This window comes from Stieleria magnilauensis (assembly GCA_007753675.1).
GTDB classification, from domain to species: Bacteria; Planctomycetota; Planctomycetia; order Pirellulales; family Pirellulaceae; genus Stieleria; species Stieleria magnilauensis.
The window spans coordinates 3262572-3275800 of sequence record CP036432.1 but is presented as its reverse complement, the minus strand read 5'-3'; the positions used below and the strand labels follow the sequence as shown (position 1 = coordinate 3275800).

The following is a 13229-nucleotide window of genomic DNA, read 5'->3' as shown; positions in this document are numbered from 1 at the left end:
CGTGCCCTGCGGTGTTCGTGTTACGGAACCAGCAACGAGGCGCCACACGCTTTGGCCCACCGCGAGTGATACGTGCCCAGTCGTTGGGGCGTGCTGCCGTGTGGCATGATTGCCGATAGAAGTCCGATCACGCGGTCGATGTCGTCCCACAGATGTTGCGAGGTGACGGCGGGGATTTGATTGAATGCCGTTCGATCGTACCGTGACGTCGGCATGGACTCCAACAAGAATCGCACCAGTGGCAGGCACCACGCATCGATGGCAACGGCGGATGCCCCCAAGGCGATCAGCTTGGCAACGTCTCGGGCGCTGACTTCGCCCGGCACGATCCACAGGGGTTTGCCTGCGAATTCGTGTTCATCCATCAATCGACGCGTCTTGGTGACCAACGCCGCCAACTGGATCCCCTCGATCTCCGGCTGATTCATTCGCACGATCAACCCATCGGGCCGGGAAACAAGCGCCGCGGCGATCTCTTCTTCCAATCTGTAACAATCGATGGACACGAACACTGCGGCCGAAGGTGCCAGCAGCCGCAGTTGGTCGAGTTTCGTGCGGGCTTGGTTGAGCGAGACGACATCGGTGGGAAAGGAGCCGGTGGCAACATGGCCGCCACCGCCGATCGTCGTTCCTTCCGCACCGCCTTCCCAACGGCTCATCTGGTCCGGCGAATACGCGAATCGTCCCGAATCATCCCGCGTCGCTGCCAGGCGGACATCGATGATGCGTGTCTCGTCGAAATCGGCGGGCATGAATCCATAACGTTCGGCGCGATAGGGAGTCATTCGCGGCAAGAACTGCCGCTGCGCCGCATCGGTTGCTGCACTCTCGTCGGCCGGAATCGCTGCAAACAACTCACTGGGTTCTTCGTCGATCGCGATGTCGCGGCGGAGTGCCGAAACCACAACATCGAGATTGGCCACCGACGCCGCGAGTCGTCCGGCAACCTCGCGCGGCAATTGAATCCACGGCGGTTCGTACCAGAACAACGGCAACTCCAATCGAACCGAGTTGCCGTCGGGGCGTGAGATCGTTTGGGCTACCGGATACATCGGGCTGGTCGCCCAGACCGATGCCGAGTGCGGAGGCAGGAGGTGAAGCGAAGCGAGTCGGTCGGAATTCACAGGTAATCCTTTCAAGCACTATCGCCAATTGGGAACCACTTCGCCGCGGGCTGCATTTTCCGCCGCCAGTTTTGCGATCGGGACGATGCGACGAAAGTCTGTCGCGTCGCCGCGGATCCCCGCGCTGATGAGCAGCAATCCCAGTTGGACCTCCTGCTTCTTTCGCAGCGGAGCCTCGGTGACGCCGGGAGTCAAGCTCGCCGCCTTTCCCCGAATGAACACCGCAACGTTGCTGAGCGGATTGCCCAAGTTGTTGCCCGCGTCGCCTCCGATCACGATGGTTCCCGCCAAGGCTCCGAGTCCGACATCGTTGCCGACGTCGCCGCGAACGAACAGTCCGCCGCCACGCATCGCGCCCCCGGTACGATCCCCGGCCGAACCATAAATGCCCAGGGTGCCGCCGGTCATCGCGGTTCCCGCACCGTGGCCGGCGTGACCGCGAACCCGGATCGATCCGCTGGACATGCCTTCGGCAACCCCGTGACCGACATTTCCGAACACCTTGATGACCGTTTGAGAGTTGTACGCAAACGCGTAGTCGCCCAGTGAACCGCGGACACGCAACTTCACCGGGTGATCGATCCGCATCAGCGCCGCGTGTTGCCCGTCCGCCCCCAGGATCTCGACCCTCGGTAATTTTTCTTCATCCCCTGGCAGCGGCACCGAGCGAATCGCCTCGCGAAGTTCCGCATCAAAGAGTTCCTGCATCGAGAATTCGTGATCGATGTCGGGCAGGTTCGTCGAGTCGACCGATTCCTGGTCAAACCCGACCATCGTATCGTGGGTCGAATCGAGCTGGGGCGCTGCATCGGACAGCGCTCCGACAGGCAGCGCATCGACAGGCAGCGCATCGACGGGCAGTGCATCGACGGGCAGTGCATCAGCAGGCAGCGATTCAGCCGACTGTGCATCAGCAGGCAGCGTCTTGTTCGGCAACGTCTCGCGAGAACCCGACTCCGCCGGCGCGGAACGCAGCGGCGTTGGCGGTTTCGCCGATTGAGGAGGTTTGGGAACGTGCGGCATCGAAACGACAATCAAACGCGGTGGCCGGAAAGGATCCGTCGAACAATCCCCTCTAGTTTAGCCGCCGCGGCGTCCCCTGCCTCTAGCACTTCCGCGTGATCGGCGACTTTCGCTCGGTCGGGATCCGCCACATTGCTGACAATCGACAAAGCGAGCACGGACATGTCAAGATTCGCCGCCGTTAACACCTCTCCTGCGGTGCTCATTCCCACCACATCGGCTCCGATCCGCCGCATCATGCGGTATTCGGCACGGGTTTCATAGGTCGGCCCCAGGGTCGCCAGATAGGTACCTGGGACGGCGACAAAGCCCCCTTCTCGGGCGGCGGCCAGTGCGAGTGAGACGAGTTGCGGATCAAAAATCTGACCACGCCGTCCGGCGGGAAAACCGATCGGCAACCCGCCAGGGTAACGCGGTGAAGTATTTTTTTGCGGTAGGACGCGAGCCCTCCGGTGTTCCGGTAACGATGAGGAACCGGAGGGCTTGCGCCCTGCCGCTGACACCTCGTCAAACGCAGGGGATAAATGCTTCACAGCGTGACTGCCAGGGGCTGCCTCGGTTGCGCTCGGCGCCGTTTCTTTCTGCTCTGTTCGTTTCGGCAACGCGATTTGCCGCCGCGGATGAAGCCAGTTGATCTGGTCGCACAGGACGACGATGTCGCCCACCGCCAGCTTCGGATTGACACCACCGGCCGCATTGCTGGCGATCAAACGTTTGGCCCCCAGCCCGTGCATCACCCGGATGGGAAAGGTCACCTGGTCGTCGGACCAGCCTTCGTAGCGATGCAAACGGCCGGCCATGGCAACCACCGGTTCGCCGCCGAGCGTGCCGAACACCAACTGCCCACGGTGACCGCTGGCGGTGGAATGGGCGAACCCGGGGATGTCACCGAACGGCACGATGACGGGGGATTCGATTTTGTCGGCCAGCGAACCCAGACCGCTACCCAGGACGATCGCCGTCACAGTCGGGCCGGCGATATCGTTGCCATAGTCCCAATCCGTTCCAATGGTCTCACGCAACATCGCCACGGCCATCGCGACCGCCGCTTCCGGCGATTCGGCTTGATCCTCCATGCGATCCCTCATGCGATCCGGGTTTGCCCCGCTTCAGCCACGATCCCGGACACGATTTTCAGCAACTGGGGTGCGGCGCGATTCGCCGTCGCGATGATTTCTTCGACATTGGCCGGCTGCAGCGAATCGGGCAGGCACATGTCCGTGATCACGCTCAAACCGATTGTCTTCAACCCGCAGTGCACCGCCACGATCGTCTCGGGAACTGTACTCATCCCGACCACATCGGCGCCGATCGTGCGTAGGAACCGGTATTCGGCCCGCGTTTCAAGATTCGGACCGGCGACGGCAACGAAGACGCCGCGGTGGATTCCAATGTCTTCGCGGCGGGCCAATGCCAGCGTGCGATCAATCCATTGCTGATCGTAGGGTTCACACATGTCGGGAAAACGAGGCCCCAAGCGATCATCGTTGATGCCGATCAACGGGTTATCGCCCATCAAATTGATCTGATCATCGATCACCATGATCTCGCCCGATTGGTAGTACGGGTTCAAACCGCCGCAGGCGTTGCTGACGATCAACAATTCGGCGCCCATGCGTTTGAACACTCGGATCGGCAACGTGATCTGCTTCAGCGGATAGCCCTCGTACATGTGAAACCGTCCTTCCATCGCGACGACGGGCACGCCTTCCAGAAATCCACAGACGAGCCGTCCGCGGTGACCGGTCGCGGTGGAGGTCGGGAAATGGGGGATCTCGCCATATTCAATCGACGCTTTGACATCGATTTGATCGACCAAACCACCCAGCCCGGTTCCCAGGACGAGGGCAACTTTGGGCGTCTGAGCAAACGCATTTTGAATGACCGCGGCGGCTTCTTCAATTTTTTCGTACAGATCAAGCATGTCAACTGTTTGGATGAATCACGGGGTGAACGAGAGCACGACGCACGAATCATAACGCGCGACGACTTGGCTGCCATCGGCGGCCAAAACCTCGTTAAACTCTTCATTCAGCAGCGACGTTCCGTCTTCTCCCTTGTCTCCACGCATTCGCTTTATGGCTATTCCCGATCCTGACCAGTTCGAAAAGCTGGCGTCGTTTTATCTCGGGCGTCAATACGATCTCTCCTCGGGCCGGCGGCTGGACCAGCTGCTGATGTACGACAGCAAAGACCTGTGCACGCACGCGATGTGCGTGGGGATGACCGGCAGCGGCAAAACAGGCCTGTGCCTGTCCTTGCTGGAAGAAGCCGCCATCGATGGCGTCCCCGCCATTTGCGTCGACCCCAAAGGCGACTTGGCCAACCTGTTGCTGGCGTTCCCCGATCTCGCGCCGAGTGATTTCAAACCCTGGTTGGAGCAAAGCGACGCGACGCGCAAGGGAATGAGTGTCGACGAGTTGGCCGAGACAACCGCAACGCGGTGGCGAGAGGGGTTGGCGTCCTGGGGACAATCACCCCAACGGATTCAGACTTACAAGGACGCAGTCGACATCGCCATCTACACCCCTGGCAGCACCATTGGGCTTCCGCTGACGGTGCTCAAAAGCTTCGATGCCCCCCCGCCTGAATTACTGGACGATACCGAAGCGATCGGTGAGAAAGTCACCGGCGCGGTCTCGGGCTTGTTGACCTTGATGGATCTCGATGCCGATCCGTTGACGTCACCGGAGCACATTCTGCTGTCGTCGATCTTGACGCACCAGTGGCGGGAGGGACGTAACGTCTCGATCGCCAACCTGATCCGTCTGATTCAATCCCCGCCGATCACGCGGATCGGCGTCGTCGACCTGGACTCCTTCATGCCCGCTGCGGAGCGTTCGAAACTGGCGATGCGATTGAACAACTTGCTGGCGTCGCCGGCGTTCGCATCATGGTTGGAAGGCGAAACACTGTCGATCGACAAACTGCTTTACACTGCCGATGGCAAACCGCGTGTGTCGATATTGTCCATCGCTCATCTCCGTGACAGCGAACGGATGTTCTTTGTCACGTTATTGTTGAACGAGCTGGTCGCGTGGATGCGGCGACAAACCGGTACCGGCTCGCTCCGCGCGATCTTTTACATGGACGAAGTCGCCGGTTACTTTCCGCCGGTCGCCAATCCGCCCAGCAAGCCGCCGATGCTGACGCTGCTCAAACAAGCCCGCGCGTTCGGCTTGGGCGTCACCCTGGCGACGCAAAACCCCGTCGACTTGGATTACAAGGGCTTGTCCAATATCGGCACCTGGTTCCTGGGACGGCTGCAAACCGAACGCGACAAGGCCAGGGTCTTGGAAGGCTTGGAGGGGGCTGCCGGTGAATCCGGCCAGCCATTCGATCGCAATCGGATGGAACAGATCTTGGCGGGGCTGGGCAACCGAGTCTTTTTGATGAACAACGTTCACCAAGGCGATCCGGTAACGTTTCAAACACGTTGGGCGATGTCGTTTCTGGCCGGGCCGCTGGCCAGGAAGCAGATCAGCGACCTGATGCAGCATCGAAAGGCGGCGGACCAGTCGCGTCGCGAAGAAAACAGCGAATCGATCGTTGAAGAACACCCCAAACCCCAGCGTCCGGTCATCCCGGCAGGCGTGGAGGAATGCTTCCTCGGCCAAACCCAGGTAGCCAACCGCGGTTGTAAGAAAGTCTATCGGCCCGCGCTGGTCGGCAAAGCGTCGATGCATTTTATCCGCGCCAGTGCCGACTTGGATCATTGGGTCGACACCGTGCGGCTGCTGTGCTGCGGCGGTGGCGTCCCCGAAGACCTCTGGGAACACAGCAAAGCGCTTTCGCCGGATGCAGAATTCTTAACCCACCCGGACGACGCCTTCGAATTCAGCGATCTGCCGGACGGTTTGCGAGGCAAGTCTTCCTACCGCACGTTCAAGTCAAAGTTGAAAGACTATTTGTACCGTCACGAGACCGCCACGCTCTACAAGTGCCCCGGAATGACCGGGTATGCGCCGGGCGTAAACACCAGGGAGCAAGCCAGACGACATTTCCAGCAATTGCTGCGAGAAAAACGCGACCTGGAAACAGAAAAGCTTCGTGACAAGTATGCCGCCAAAGTGCAGTCGGTCGAAAAGAAAATCCGCACCGCCGAAGACCGAGTCGGACGCGAACAGTCGCAATACGGCCAGGCCAAGTGGTCGACGATCCTGTCGGTGGGCAACTCGATTCTGGGCGCCTTCATGGGCGGTCGGCGAGGCGGGGTGATGACGGCGGCCCGGGGAGTCGGACGCGCGACGCAGCAGGCCGACGACGTGCGCCGCGCCGAAGCAGCACTGAAGGAGTTGCACGCGGACATCAAAGCGCTCGCAGAGGAACTCGATGAAGAGATCCAAGACCTTGCCAAGCGATGCGACATCGACAAGATTGAATTGGAAACCACCGAGATCCCGCCGCGAAAAAGTGATCTGAAAACCGAAGAGGTCGTCGTGGTCTGGACGCCTTGGCAAGTCGACGCCAATGGTATCGCCACGCCGCTGTATGAATGACTGCTGTATGGATGAACGCTGGCTGATTGAGAACTTCACAACCCCAACCCATCGACTGACATGAAAGACTTTAAGATCATCCCGAGCGACGACGAACTGGAATCACTCCAACGCGACCTCAGCTTTCACCCGGCCGGCGTCGCCGATCCCAAAACCTTGACGCGGCAGCAGATCGACCACTTCAACGCGCGTGGGTTTATCGCCCCGCTGGATCTCTTTTCTGACGCGGAGATCGCGGAGATCCGTGACTACTTTGACGATCTACTCCGCAAGGTCACCGCCAGTGGAGGCGACAGTTATTCGATCAGCTCGGCGCACCTAAAGTACGGCCCCGTGTATGACATTTTGAAAGACCCACGGATCGTGGACCCGGTCGCCGATCTGTTCGGCGAAAACGTGATCGGCTGGGGGTCGCACTTCTTCTGCAAAATGCCGGGCGATGGAAAGGCGGTCGCCTGGCATCAGGACGCCAGCTATTGGCCGTTGTCACCCAGCAAGGCCGTCACCGTCTGGTTGGCGATCGATGACGCCGACCAAGAAAACGCGTGCATGAAATTTATCGCCGGGTCTCATACCAAGGGACACATGACCTACCGCCCCAGCGACTCGACCGAACACAACGTGTTGAATCAAACGATCGATGATCCGGAACAGTACGGCGAACTGGTTTACGATCCGCTGAAAGCCGGCCAGGCATCGATCCACGCGGATTTGCTATTGCACGGCAGCGACGCCAATGATTCCAACCGGCGACGCTGTGGGCTGACGCTGCGTTACTGCAGCGCCGACGTGCACGCGGCACTCGGTTGGAACGAAAAAGGGGTGCAGGTCCGCGGCACCGACCCGAGCGGGCATTGGAGCAACCAGCCCCGACCGGAATAGGCCGTTCGGCGACCAGGAACGACGCGACCCCGTCGGGCAACGCTGTGAAGCTTTTTTTAGCGGAACGGCGCGAGCCGTCCGGTTTGACCTTGAAAGACCGGAGGGCTCGCGCCCTGCCGCTAACAAAAGCCCCCGTTTGGCGCCAAAGTAAGTGGCATTGCCCGCGAGCCCACCGTTGTTTCCAGGCGGCCTCCACCCTCATCCGCTTGCACTGGTTTTTCACACGCTCAGGTGAACGCCCTCCCCCCGGCAGAATCGCTGAACGAATAAGTTGACGATGGTTGGGTTTCCCAGTAGAGTCAAGGGAGTGGAAGCTCGCCGTAAGCACGGGTTTCCGCCCCCGCCTGCCCCTTCCTGGGCTACCTACACGGAGCGTCCAAACCACGTTCGGGTGTTTTCGTGTCGGACTGGCCTTCGTCAGAAATGAATGTTCCGCAGGACTTTCCGTTTCCGACGCGTCGAATGGTCATTGTCCTTTCGAAATGATCACGCGACGGGTCACCGGCGCGGTCACTGCGGATCCGACGGGATTGTTACCCAGGTATCCACTGTGAAAACTCGCTTCTTCTTCGGTCGGGTCGCCGCCGCATTCGTGCTGGTGTCCGTTGGTTTCTCTCACGCGCTCGTCGGTTCGGATGTCGCTGAAACTCCGGTGAGTTTCTCGAAGCAAATCGATCCGATCTTCCGACAGCACTGTTACGGTTGTCATCAAGGCGCCAAGCAACTCGGCGCGTACGTGATGACGGACTTTGCGTCCCTGGTTAGCGGCGGTGAGACGGGTGAGCCGGCGATCGTTCCTGGCAAACCCGAGGAAAGCTATCTGATCGCGCAGATCACCCCGGTCGATGGCGTGGCCGAGATGCCCAAACCGCCGTCCCAGCCGCTCAGCGACGTCGAAGTCGAATTGGTGCGGCGTTGGATCGCCGAGGGAGCGACGAATGACTCGCCGGGTGACACCACGCCGTCGTTCAGTCGCGAAAACCCACCGCACTACAACGACGCCCCCTCGGTTCCCTCGATCGACGTCTCACCCGATGGAAAACAGATCGCCGTTGCGGGCTACCACGAAGTCTTGCTGGTCGATACCGCGGACGGCGCGATCCAAAGCCGCTTGATCGGAATCAGTCCACGGATCAATTCGGTGCGTTACAGTCCCGACGGAAGTCGCTTGGCGGCGATCGGTGGCACCCCGGGCGTTCGCGGTGAAGTGCAAATCTGGAATCCCAACACCGGCGAGTTGGAATTGTCGGTGCCCTTCACCTACGACGCCCTGTCCGGCGCAGGCTGGTCGCCCGACAACAGCAAGCTCGCCTTTGGTGCGTCGGACAATGTGGTCCGCGCGATCGACGCCCAAACCGGTCAACAAGTGCTCTTCCAGGGTGCCCACGACGATTGGATTCGCGACGTCGCCTTCACGCCCGACGGGACGCACCTGGTTTCTGTCGCACGGGACATGTCCTGCAAATTGACCGAGGTGGAAACGGAACGCTTCATCGACAACATCACTTCGATCACGCCCGGGGCGCTGTCGGGCGGATTGAGCAGTGTTGCGATGCATCCAGATCGAAACGAGATTTTGATCGGCGGTGCCGACGGCGTCGCCAAGGTCTATCGCATCTTCCGCGAAACCGCCCGCAAGATCGGTGACGATGCAAATTTGATTCGCAAGCTGCCCGCGATGCCGGGCCGGATCTTCAACGTCGCGATCAACCACGACGCGACCCGCATCGCCGCAGTCGCAACCCTGGACGGCAAATCCGAAGTCCGCGTGTGGTCGTTTGACTTCAGCGGTGATCTGACCGACGAACTGAAAAAGATCCTCGCCAAACGCGTCAACGATCGGTCGGCCGAAGAGAAGAAAAAGGCAGACGCTTATCGCCAGTCGGAAACCAAACAATTGGCGTTGCACCCGATCGACGGTGCGGCGGCCTACGCGATTGCGTTCGCACCGGACAACTCGCTGTACATCGCCGCCAGCAACGGGCAACTTCAGCGGATCGCCGCCGACGGCACGCCGGACAAAACCTTCGAAGTGTTCCGGGCCGCCGAACGGCAGGCCGCTAGCGAAGCCGACGTGATCGCGGGTCGGTTCGACGCCGAAGCCTGGATCGGCAAACTCGACAGCGCCGGGCAAGCCGAGGTGGACCCGAAATCGATTCAATCGATCGAGGTCGCACCCCAAACCGCCGAACTGAATTCACCCTACGCCTACGTCCAATTGGTCGTCACCGCCACGACCACCAGCGGAGAAACACTGGACGTCACGCGTGCGTGCAACTTCCAAACCCCAGCGTTTGTCGCTTCCAACTCCGCCGGATTGCTCTGTCCGACCCAGGACGGAAACGGCAACGTGGTCGTTTCGCTCGGTGACCATCAAAGTACCGTGACGGTTTCGGCAACACAGATCACCGAAGGCCCCAGCGAATCGATCGGCGCGGTCGATTTCATCCAAGACGTCAACCCGCTCCTTAGCCGACTCGGGTGCAATCAAGGAACGTGTCACGGGGCACAAAAGGGAAAGAACGGATTCAAACTTTCGCTCCGCGGCTATGACCCGATTTTTGATCTGCGGGCATTGACCGATGACCTGGCGGCCCGACGAATCAACGCGGCCGCTCCCGAGCAGTCACTGATGCTCCGCAAGCCACTGGGGCTGACCCCACACGAAGGCGGCGCGTTGATGGCTCACGGCGATCCCTATCACGCGATCCTGCGACGTTGGATCGCCGACGGTAGCCAATTGAACTTGGACGTCGCGCGGGTGACGAAGCTGGAGATCTATCCGCAGAACCCCGTGATCCAGGCGATCGGGACCGAGCAACAGGTGCGTTTGGTCGCCCATTTTGCCGATGGCAAGACACGTGATGTGACGCGTGAAGCGTTTATCGATAGCGGCAATACCGAAGTCGCCTCGTCGGGCAAGGGCGGATTGTTGAAAGCCGTCCGGCGCGGTGAAGCAGCCATCTTGGCACGTTACGAAGGCAAGTACGCCGCGACGACGCTGACGGTGATGGGCAATCGCGATGACTACCAAGATCAAGACTACGAAACCTGGGGCAAAATTGACGAGCTGGTAGCCGCAAAATGGCGACGCGTCAAAGTCCAGCCCAGTGAGTTGTGCGACGACGCCGCGTTCCTGCGCCGCGTGACCTTGGATTTGACCGGATTGCCGCCGTCCAGTGAACAAGTCCGTGATTTCCTGGCCGATGACACGCCGACACAAGAGAAACGATCCCGCAAGATCGATCAGTTGCTCGGCAGCGAAGGCTATGTCGACTATTGGACCAACAAGTGGGCCGACCTGCTGCAGGTGAATCGAAAGTTTCTTGGCGTCGAAGGCAGCACGGCGTTCCGCGACTGGATACGCAACGCCGTCGTGGAGAACCGTCCCTACGATGAGTTCGCCCGACAGATTTTGACGGCCACCGGTTCCAACAAAGACAACCCGGCGGCCAGTTACTTCAAAGTGCTGCGTGATCCTGAAAACACGATGGAAAACACCACGCACTTGTTCTTGGGCATTCGATTCAATTGCAATAAATGCCACGATCATCCGTTCGAGCGTTGGACCCAAGACCAATACTACGAACTCGCCGCGTTCTTCGGTCAAGTTGCCTTGGAAAACGACCCCGCCTCCGGTGGCAAAAAGATCGGGGGAACCGCCGTCGAGGGCGCCAAGCCGTTGTATGAAAAGGTGGTCGACAAGAGTCAGGGCGAAGTCATCCACGCGCGTACCGGCGACGTCGCACCGCCGAGTTTCCCGTACGACGTGCCCTGCGAAATGCCCGATGAAGGCACTCGCCGGGAAAAGCTGGCGGCCTGGATGACCGACGCCGACAACCCGTACTTTGCCCGCAGCTTCGTCAATCGTTTGTGGGGCTATCTGCTGGGCGTCGGATTGATCGAACCGATCGATGACATTCGTGCCGGCAATCCGCCGACCAACCCCGAATTGCTGAACCATCTGACCGACCAGTTCGTCGCGTCGGGATTTGATGTGCGTGCCATGTTGCGGCAAATCTGCAACAGCCGCACGTATCAATTGAGTGTCGCGACCCACCCGATGAACGAAGACGACACGTTGAACTACGCGCGTGCGATGCCGCGGCGTCTGCCGGCCGAAGTCATTTACGACGCCGTGCACGCGTTGACCGGCGCCGAGAGCAACATCCCCGGAATGCCCAAAGGCACGCGCGCCGCTGCCGTCACCGACTCGGGCGTCAAACTCAATGACGGCTTCTTGCAGAACCTGGGACGCCCGGTCCGCGAAAGCGCCTGTGAATGCGAACGCTCCAGCGAACTGCAACTCGGCCCGATCATGGCCTTGATCGGTGGTCCCACCGTGGCGACCGCGATCGCCGACCCCAAGAACGAACTGGAACGCATCGTCCAGGAGAATCCGGACGACCGCGAACTGGCCACGGAAATCTTCCTCCGCTCGATCGGTCGACCGCCCAGCGAAACCGAACTCGCGGCGTTCGATCAAATCAAGCAACAGATCAAGATCGACCACGAACTGCTCGAGAAAGAACTCGCTGCGAAAGAAATCGAGTGGGCCGAGCGGAAGCAAGAATTGGAACAGATCCGAGAGGCGAAACTTGCCGAAACCAACACCCAATTGGCCGCACGGATCGAAGCCGCCAAACCGGAACAAGAACGCCTGGCCAAAGAGCGTGAGGCACGAATCGAAAAGGCCACCAAGGCGCTTGAAGACGTCAACAAGCAGTTGGCCGAAAAGGTGAAGCAGTGGGAAACCGAACACGCCGCGGCGGTCGAGTGGCATCCGCTGCGACCTTCCAAAGCGGTCTCGACCAACAAAGCCAAGTTGGTCGCCGCGGAAGATCGCTCGATCACCGCCAGCGGTCAAACCGGCAAGGCGGTCTACACGATCGAGTATCCGACGTCACTGAAAAACATCACCGGATTCCGCTTGGAAGCCCTCTCGGATCCGTCGTTGCCAAGCAACGGTCCCGGTTTGCCGCCCAACGGAAACTTTGTGATCACCGAATTCGAAATCAAGGTCGCATCCAAGTCCGATCCCAAAACGTTCGCAGATGTGTCGATCGAAAGCGGCAAGGCGGATTTCTTGCAACCGAGCTTTACAATCGAAGCGACCTTTGACGGCAACAAACGCGGGCAGGGCGGATGGGCGGTGGCCGGTGCGACCGGTGTCGACCACTGGGCCACGTTCAAGCTAAAGCAACCGATCAATCATCCCGACGGCTGCGTGCTGCAATTCCAGATCCACCAGTTCCACAACGCCGCCGACCACCAGTTGGGCAAGTTCCGCATTAGCGCGACGACCGACACCGGCGAGATTCCATTGGACCTGCCCGAAACGTTTCGTGCCATCGTCGCGACACCGGACGCCGATCGCGACGAAACGGCGAAACAAACGCTAATCGATTACGTCGGCAAGACCGACCCGGATCGAACCAAGGCCGAAGCCGCGTTGGCCGAGGCCCGGAAAGCAGTCCCTCGCGACGCCGAAACGGTTCGGTTGGAACAGCGTCGCGACGCCTTGTCGGTCGCAACGCCCGATGATGCCCGAATCATTCGGCTGCGAGATGACGTCGCGCAAAGTAAACAGCAAGTCGAACGGTTACGTTTGACGGCGGCAGAAGACCTGACGTGGGCACTGATCAACAGCCCCGCCTTTTTGTTCAACCACTAACCTGGCCCGGATTGTTTCGACACACGT

At 60.1% G+C, this 13229-nt stretch carries 9 protein-coding genes; 3 read left to right on the top strand and 6 right to left on the bottom strand.

The window, feature by feature from the left end; all coding sequences use genetic code 11:
• Positions 1–20: 20 nt before the first annotated feature.
• From TBK1r_RS11650 to TBK1r_RS38535, 5 genes are read right to left on the bottom strand one after another with little or no spacing between them, the layout of a single operon-like run.
• Positions 21–1124: a hypothetical protein gene (locus TBK1r_RS11650; RefSeq protein ID WP_145210388.1), complete on the bottom strand. Its 1104-nt coding sequence runs from the start codon at positions 1122–1124 to the stop codon at positions 21–23.
• 18 nt (positions 1125–1142) lie between these two features.
• Complete coding sequence (locus tag TBK1r_RS11645) at positions 1143–2147, bottom strand: tributyrin esterase (protein ID WP_419581248.1); 1005 nt, start codon at positions 2145–2147, stop codon at positions 1143–1145.
• Between the two features lie 11 nt (positions 2148–2158).
• Positions 2159–3235 (bottom strand): purine-nucleoside phosphorylase, encoded by a 1077-nt coding sequence (locus TBK1r_RS11640; RefSeq protein WP_145210385.1) that lies wholly within the window; start codon positions 3233–3235, stop codon positions 2159–2161.
• Positions 3232–4071, bottom strand: a complete 840-nt coding sequence (locus TBK1r_RS11635; RefSeq protein ID WP_145210382.1) for a purine-nucleoside phosphorylase — start codon at positions 4069–4071, stop codon at positions 3232–3234. The genes TBK1r_RS11640 and TBK1r_RS11635 overlap by 4 nt, the downstream gene beginning before the upstream one ends.
• 18 nt (positions 4072–4089) lie before the next feature.
• Positions 4090–4218 carry a hypothetical protein gene (locus tag TBK1r_RS38535; protein ID WP_419581247.1) on the bottom strand — a complete coding sequence of 43 codons (129 nt, stop codon included), beginning with the start codon at positions 4216–4218 and terminating at the stop codon, positions 4090–4092.
• Positions 4219–4225: 7 nt separating this feature from the next.
• Between TBK1r_RS38535 and TBK1r_RS11630 the strand changes: the two genes are divergently transcribed.
• Positions 4226–6646 (top strand): ATP-binding protein, encoded by a 2421-nt coding sequence (locus TBK1r_RS11630; protein ID WP_145210379.1) that lies wholly within the window; start codon positions 4226–4228, stop codon positions 6644–6646.
• A gap of 60 nt (positions 6647–6706) precedes the next feature.
• Positions 6707–7528 carry a phytanoyl-CoA dioxygenase family protein gene (locus TBK1r_RS11625; protein ID WP_145210376.1) on the top strand — a complete coding sequence of 274 codons (822 nt, stop codon included), beginning with the start codon at positions 6707–6709 and terminating at the stop codon, positions 7526–7528.
• A gap of 466 nt (positions 7529–7994) precedes the next feature.
• On the opposite strand, the gene TBK1r_RS38530 is transcribed toward TBK1r_RS11625, so the two are convergent.
• Positions 7995–8147 carry a hypothetical protein gene (locus tag TBK1r_RS38530; RefSeq protein ID WP_372898446.1) on the bottom strand — a complete coding sequence of 51 codons (153 nt, stop codon included), beginning with the start codon at positions 8145–8147 and terminating at the stop codon, positions 7995–7997.
• 33 nt (positions 8148–8180) lie between these two features.
• Between TBK1r_RS38530 and TBK1r_RS11620 the strand changes: the two genes are divergently transcribed.
• Entirely contained in the window at positions 8181–13202 is a 5022-nt protein-coding gene (locus TBK1r_RS11620) for a DUF1549 domain-containing protein (protein WP_419581246.1), read from the top strand.
• The last annotated feature ends 27 nt before the right edge of the window (positions 13203–13229 follow it).

What these genes read in the sequence shown, in the direction of transcription:
- TBK1r_RS38535 (WP_419581247.1), bottom strand. Translation starts at nt 4,218, where the DNA reads ATGCGTGGAGACAAGGGAGAAGACGGAACGTCGCTGCTGAATGAAGAG.
- TBK1r_RS11625 (WP_145210376.1), top strand. Translation starts at nt 6,707, where the DNA reads ATGAAAGACTTTAAGATCATCCCGAGCGACGACGAACTGGAATCACTC.
- TBK1r_RS11645 (WP_419581248.1), bottom strand. Translation starts at nt 2,147, where the DNA reads ATGCCGCACGTTCCCAAACCTCCTCAATCGGCGAAACCGCCAACGCCG.
- TBK1r_RS11630 (WP_145210379.1), top strand. Translation starts at nt 4,226, where the DNA reads ATGGCTATTCCCGATCCTGACCAGTTCGAAAAGCTGGCGTCGTTTTAT.
- TBK1r_RS11635 (WP_145210382.1), bottom strand. Translation starts at nt 4,071, where the DNA reads ATGCTTGATCTGTACGAAAAAATTGAAGAAGCCGCCGCGGTCATTCAA.
- TBK1r_RS11640 (WP_145210385.1), bottom strand. Translation starts at nt 3,235, where the DNA reads ATGAGGGATCGCATGGAGGATCAAGCCGAATCGCCGGAAGCGGCGGTC.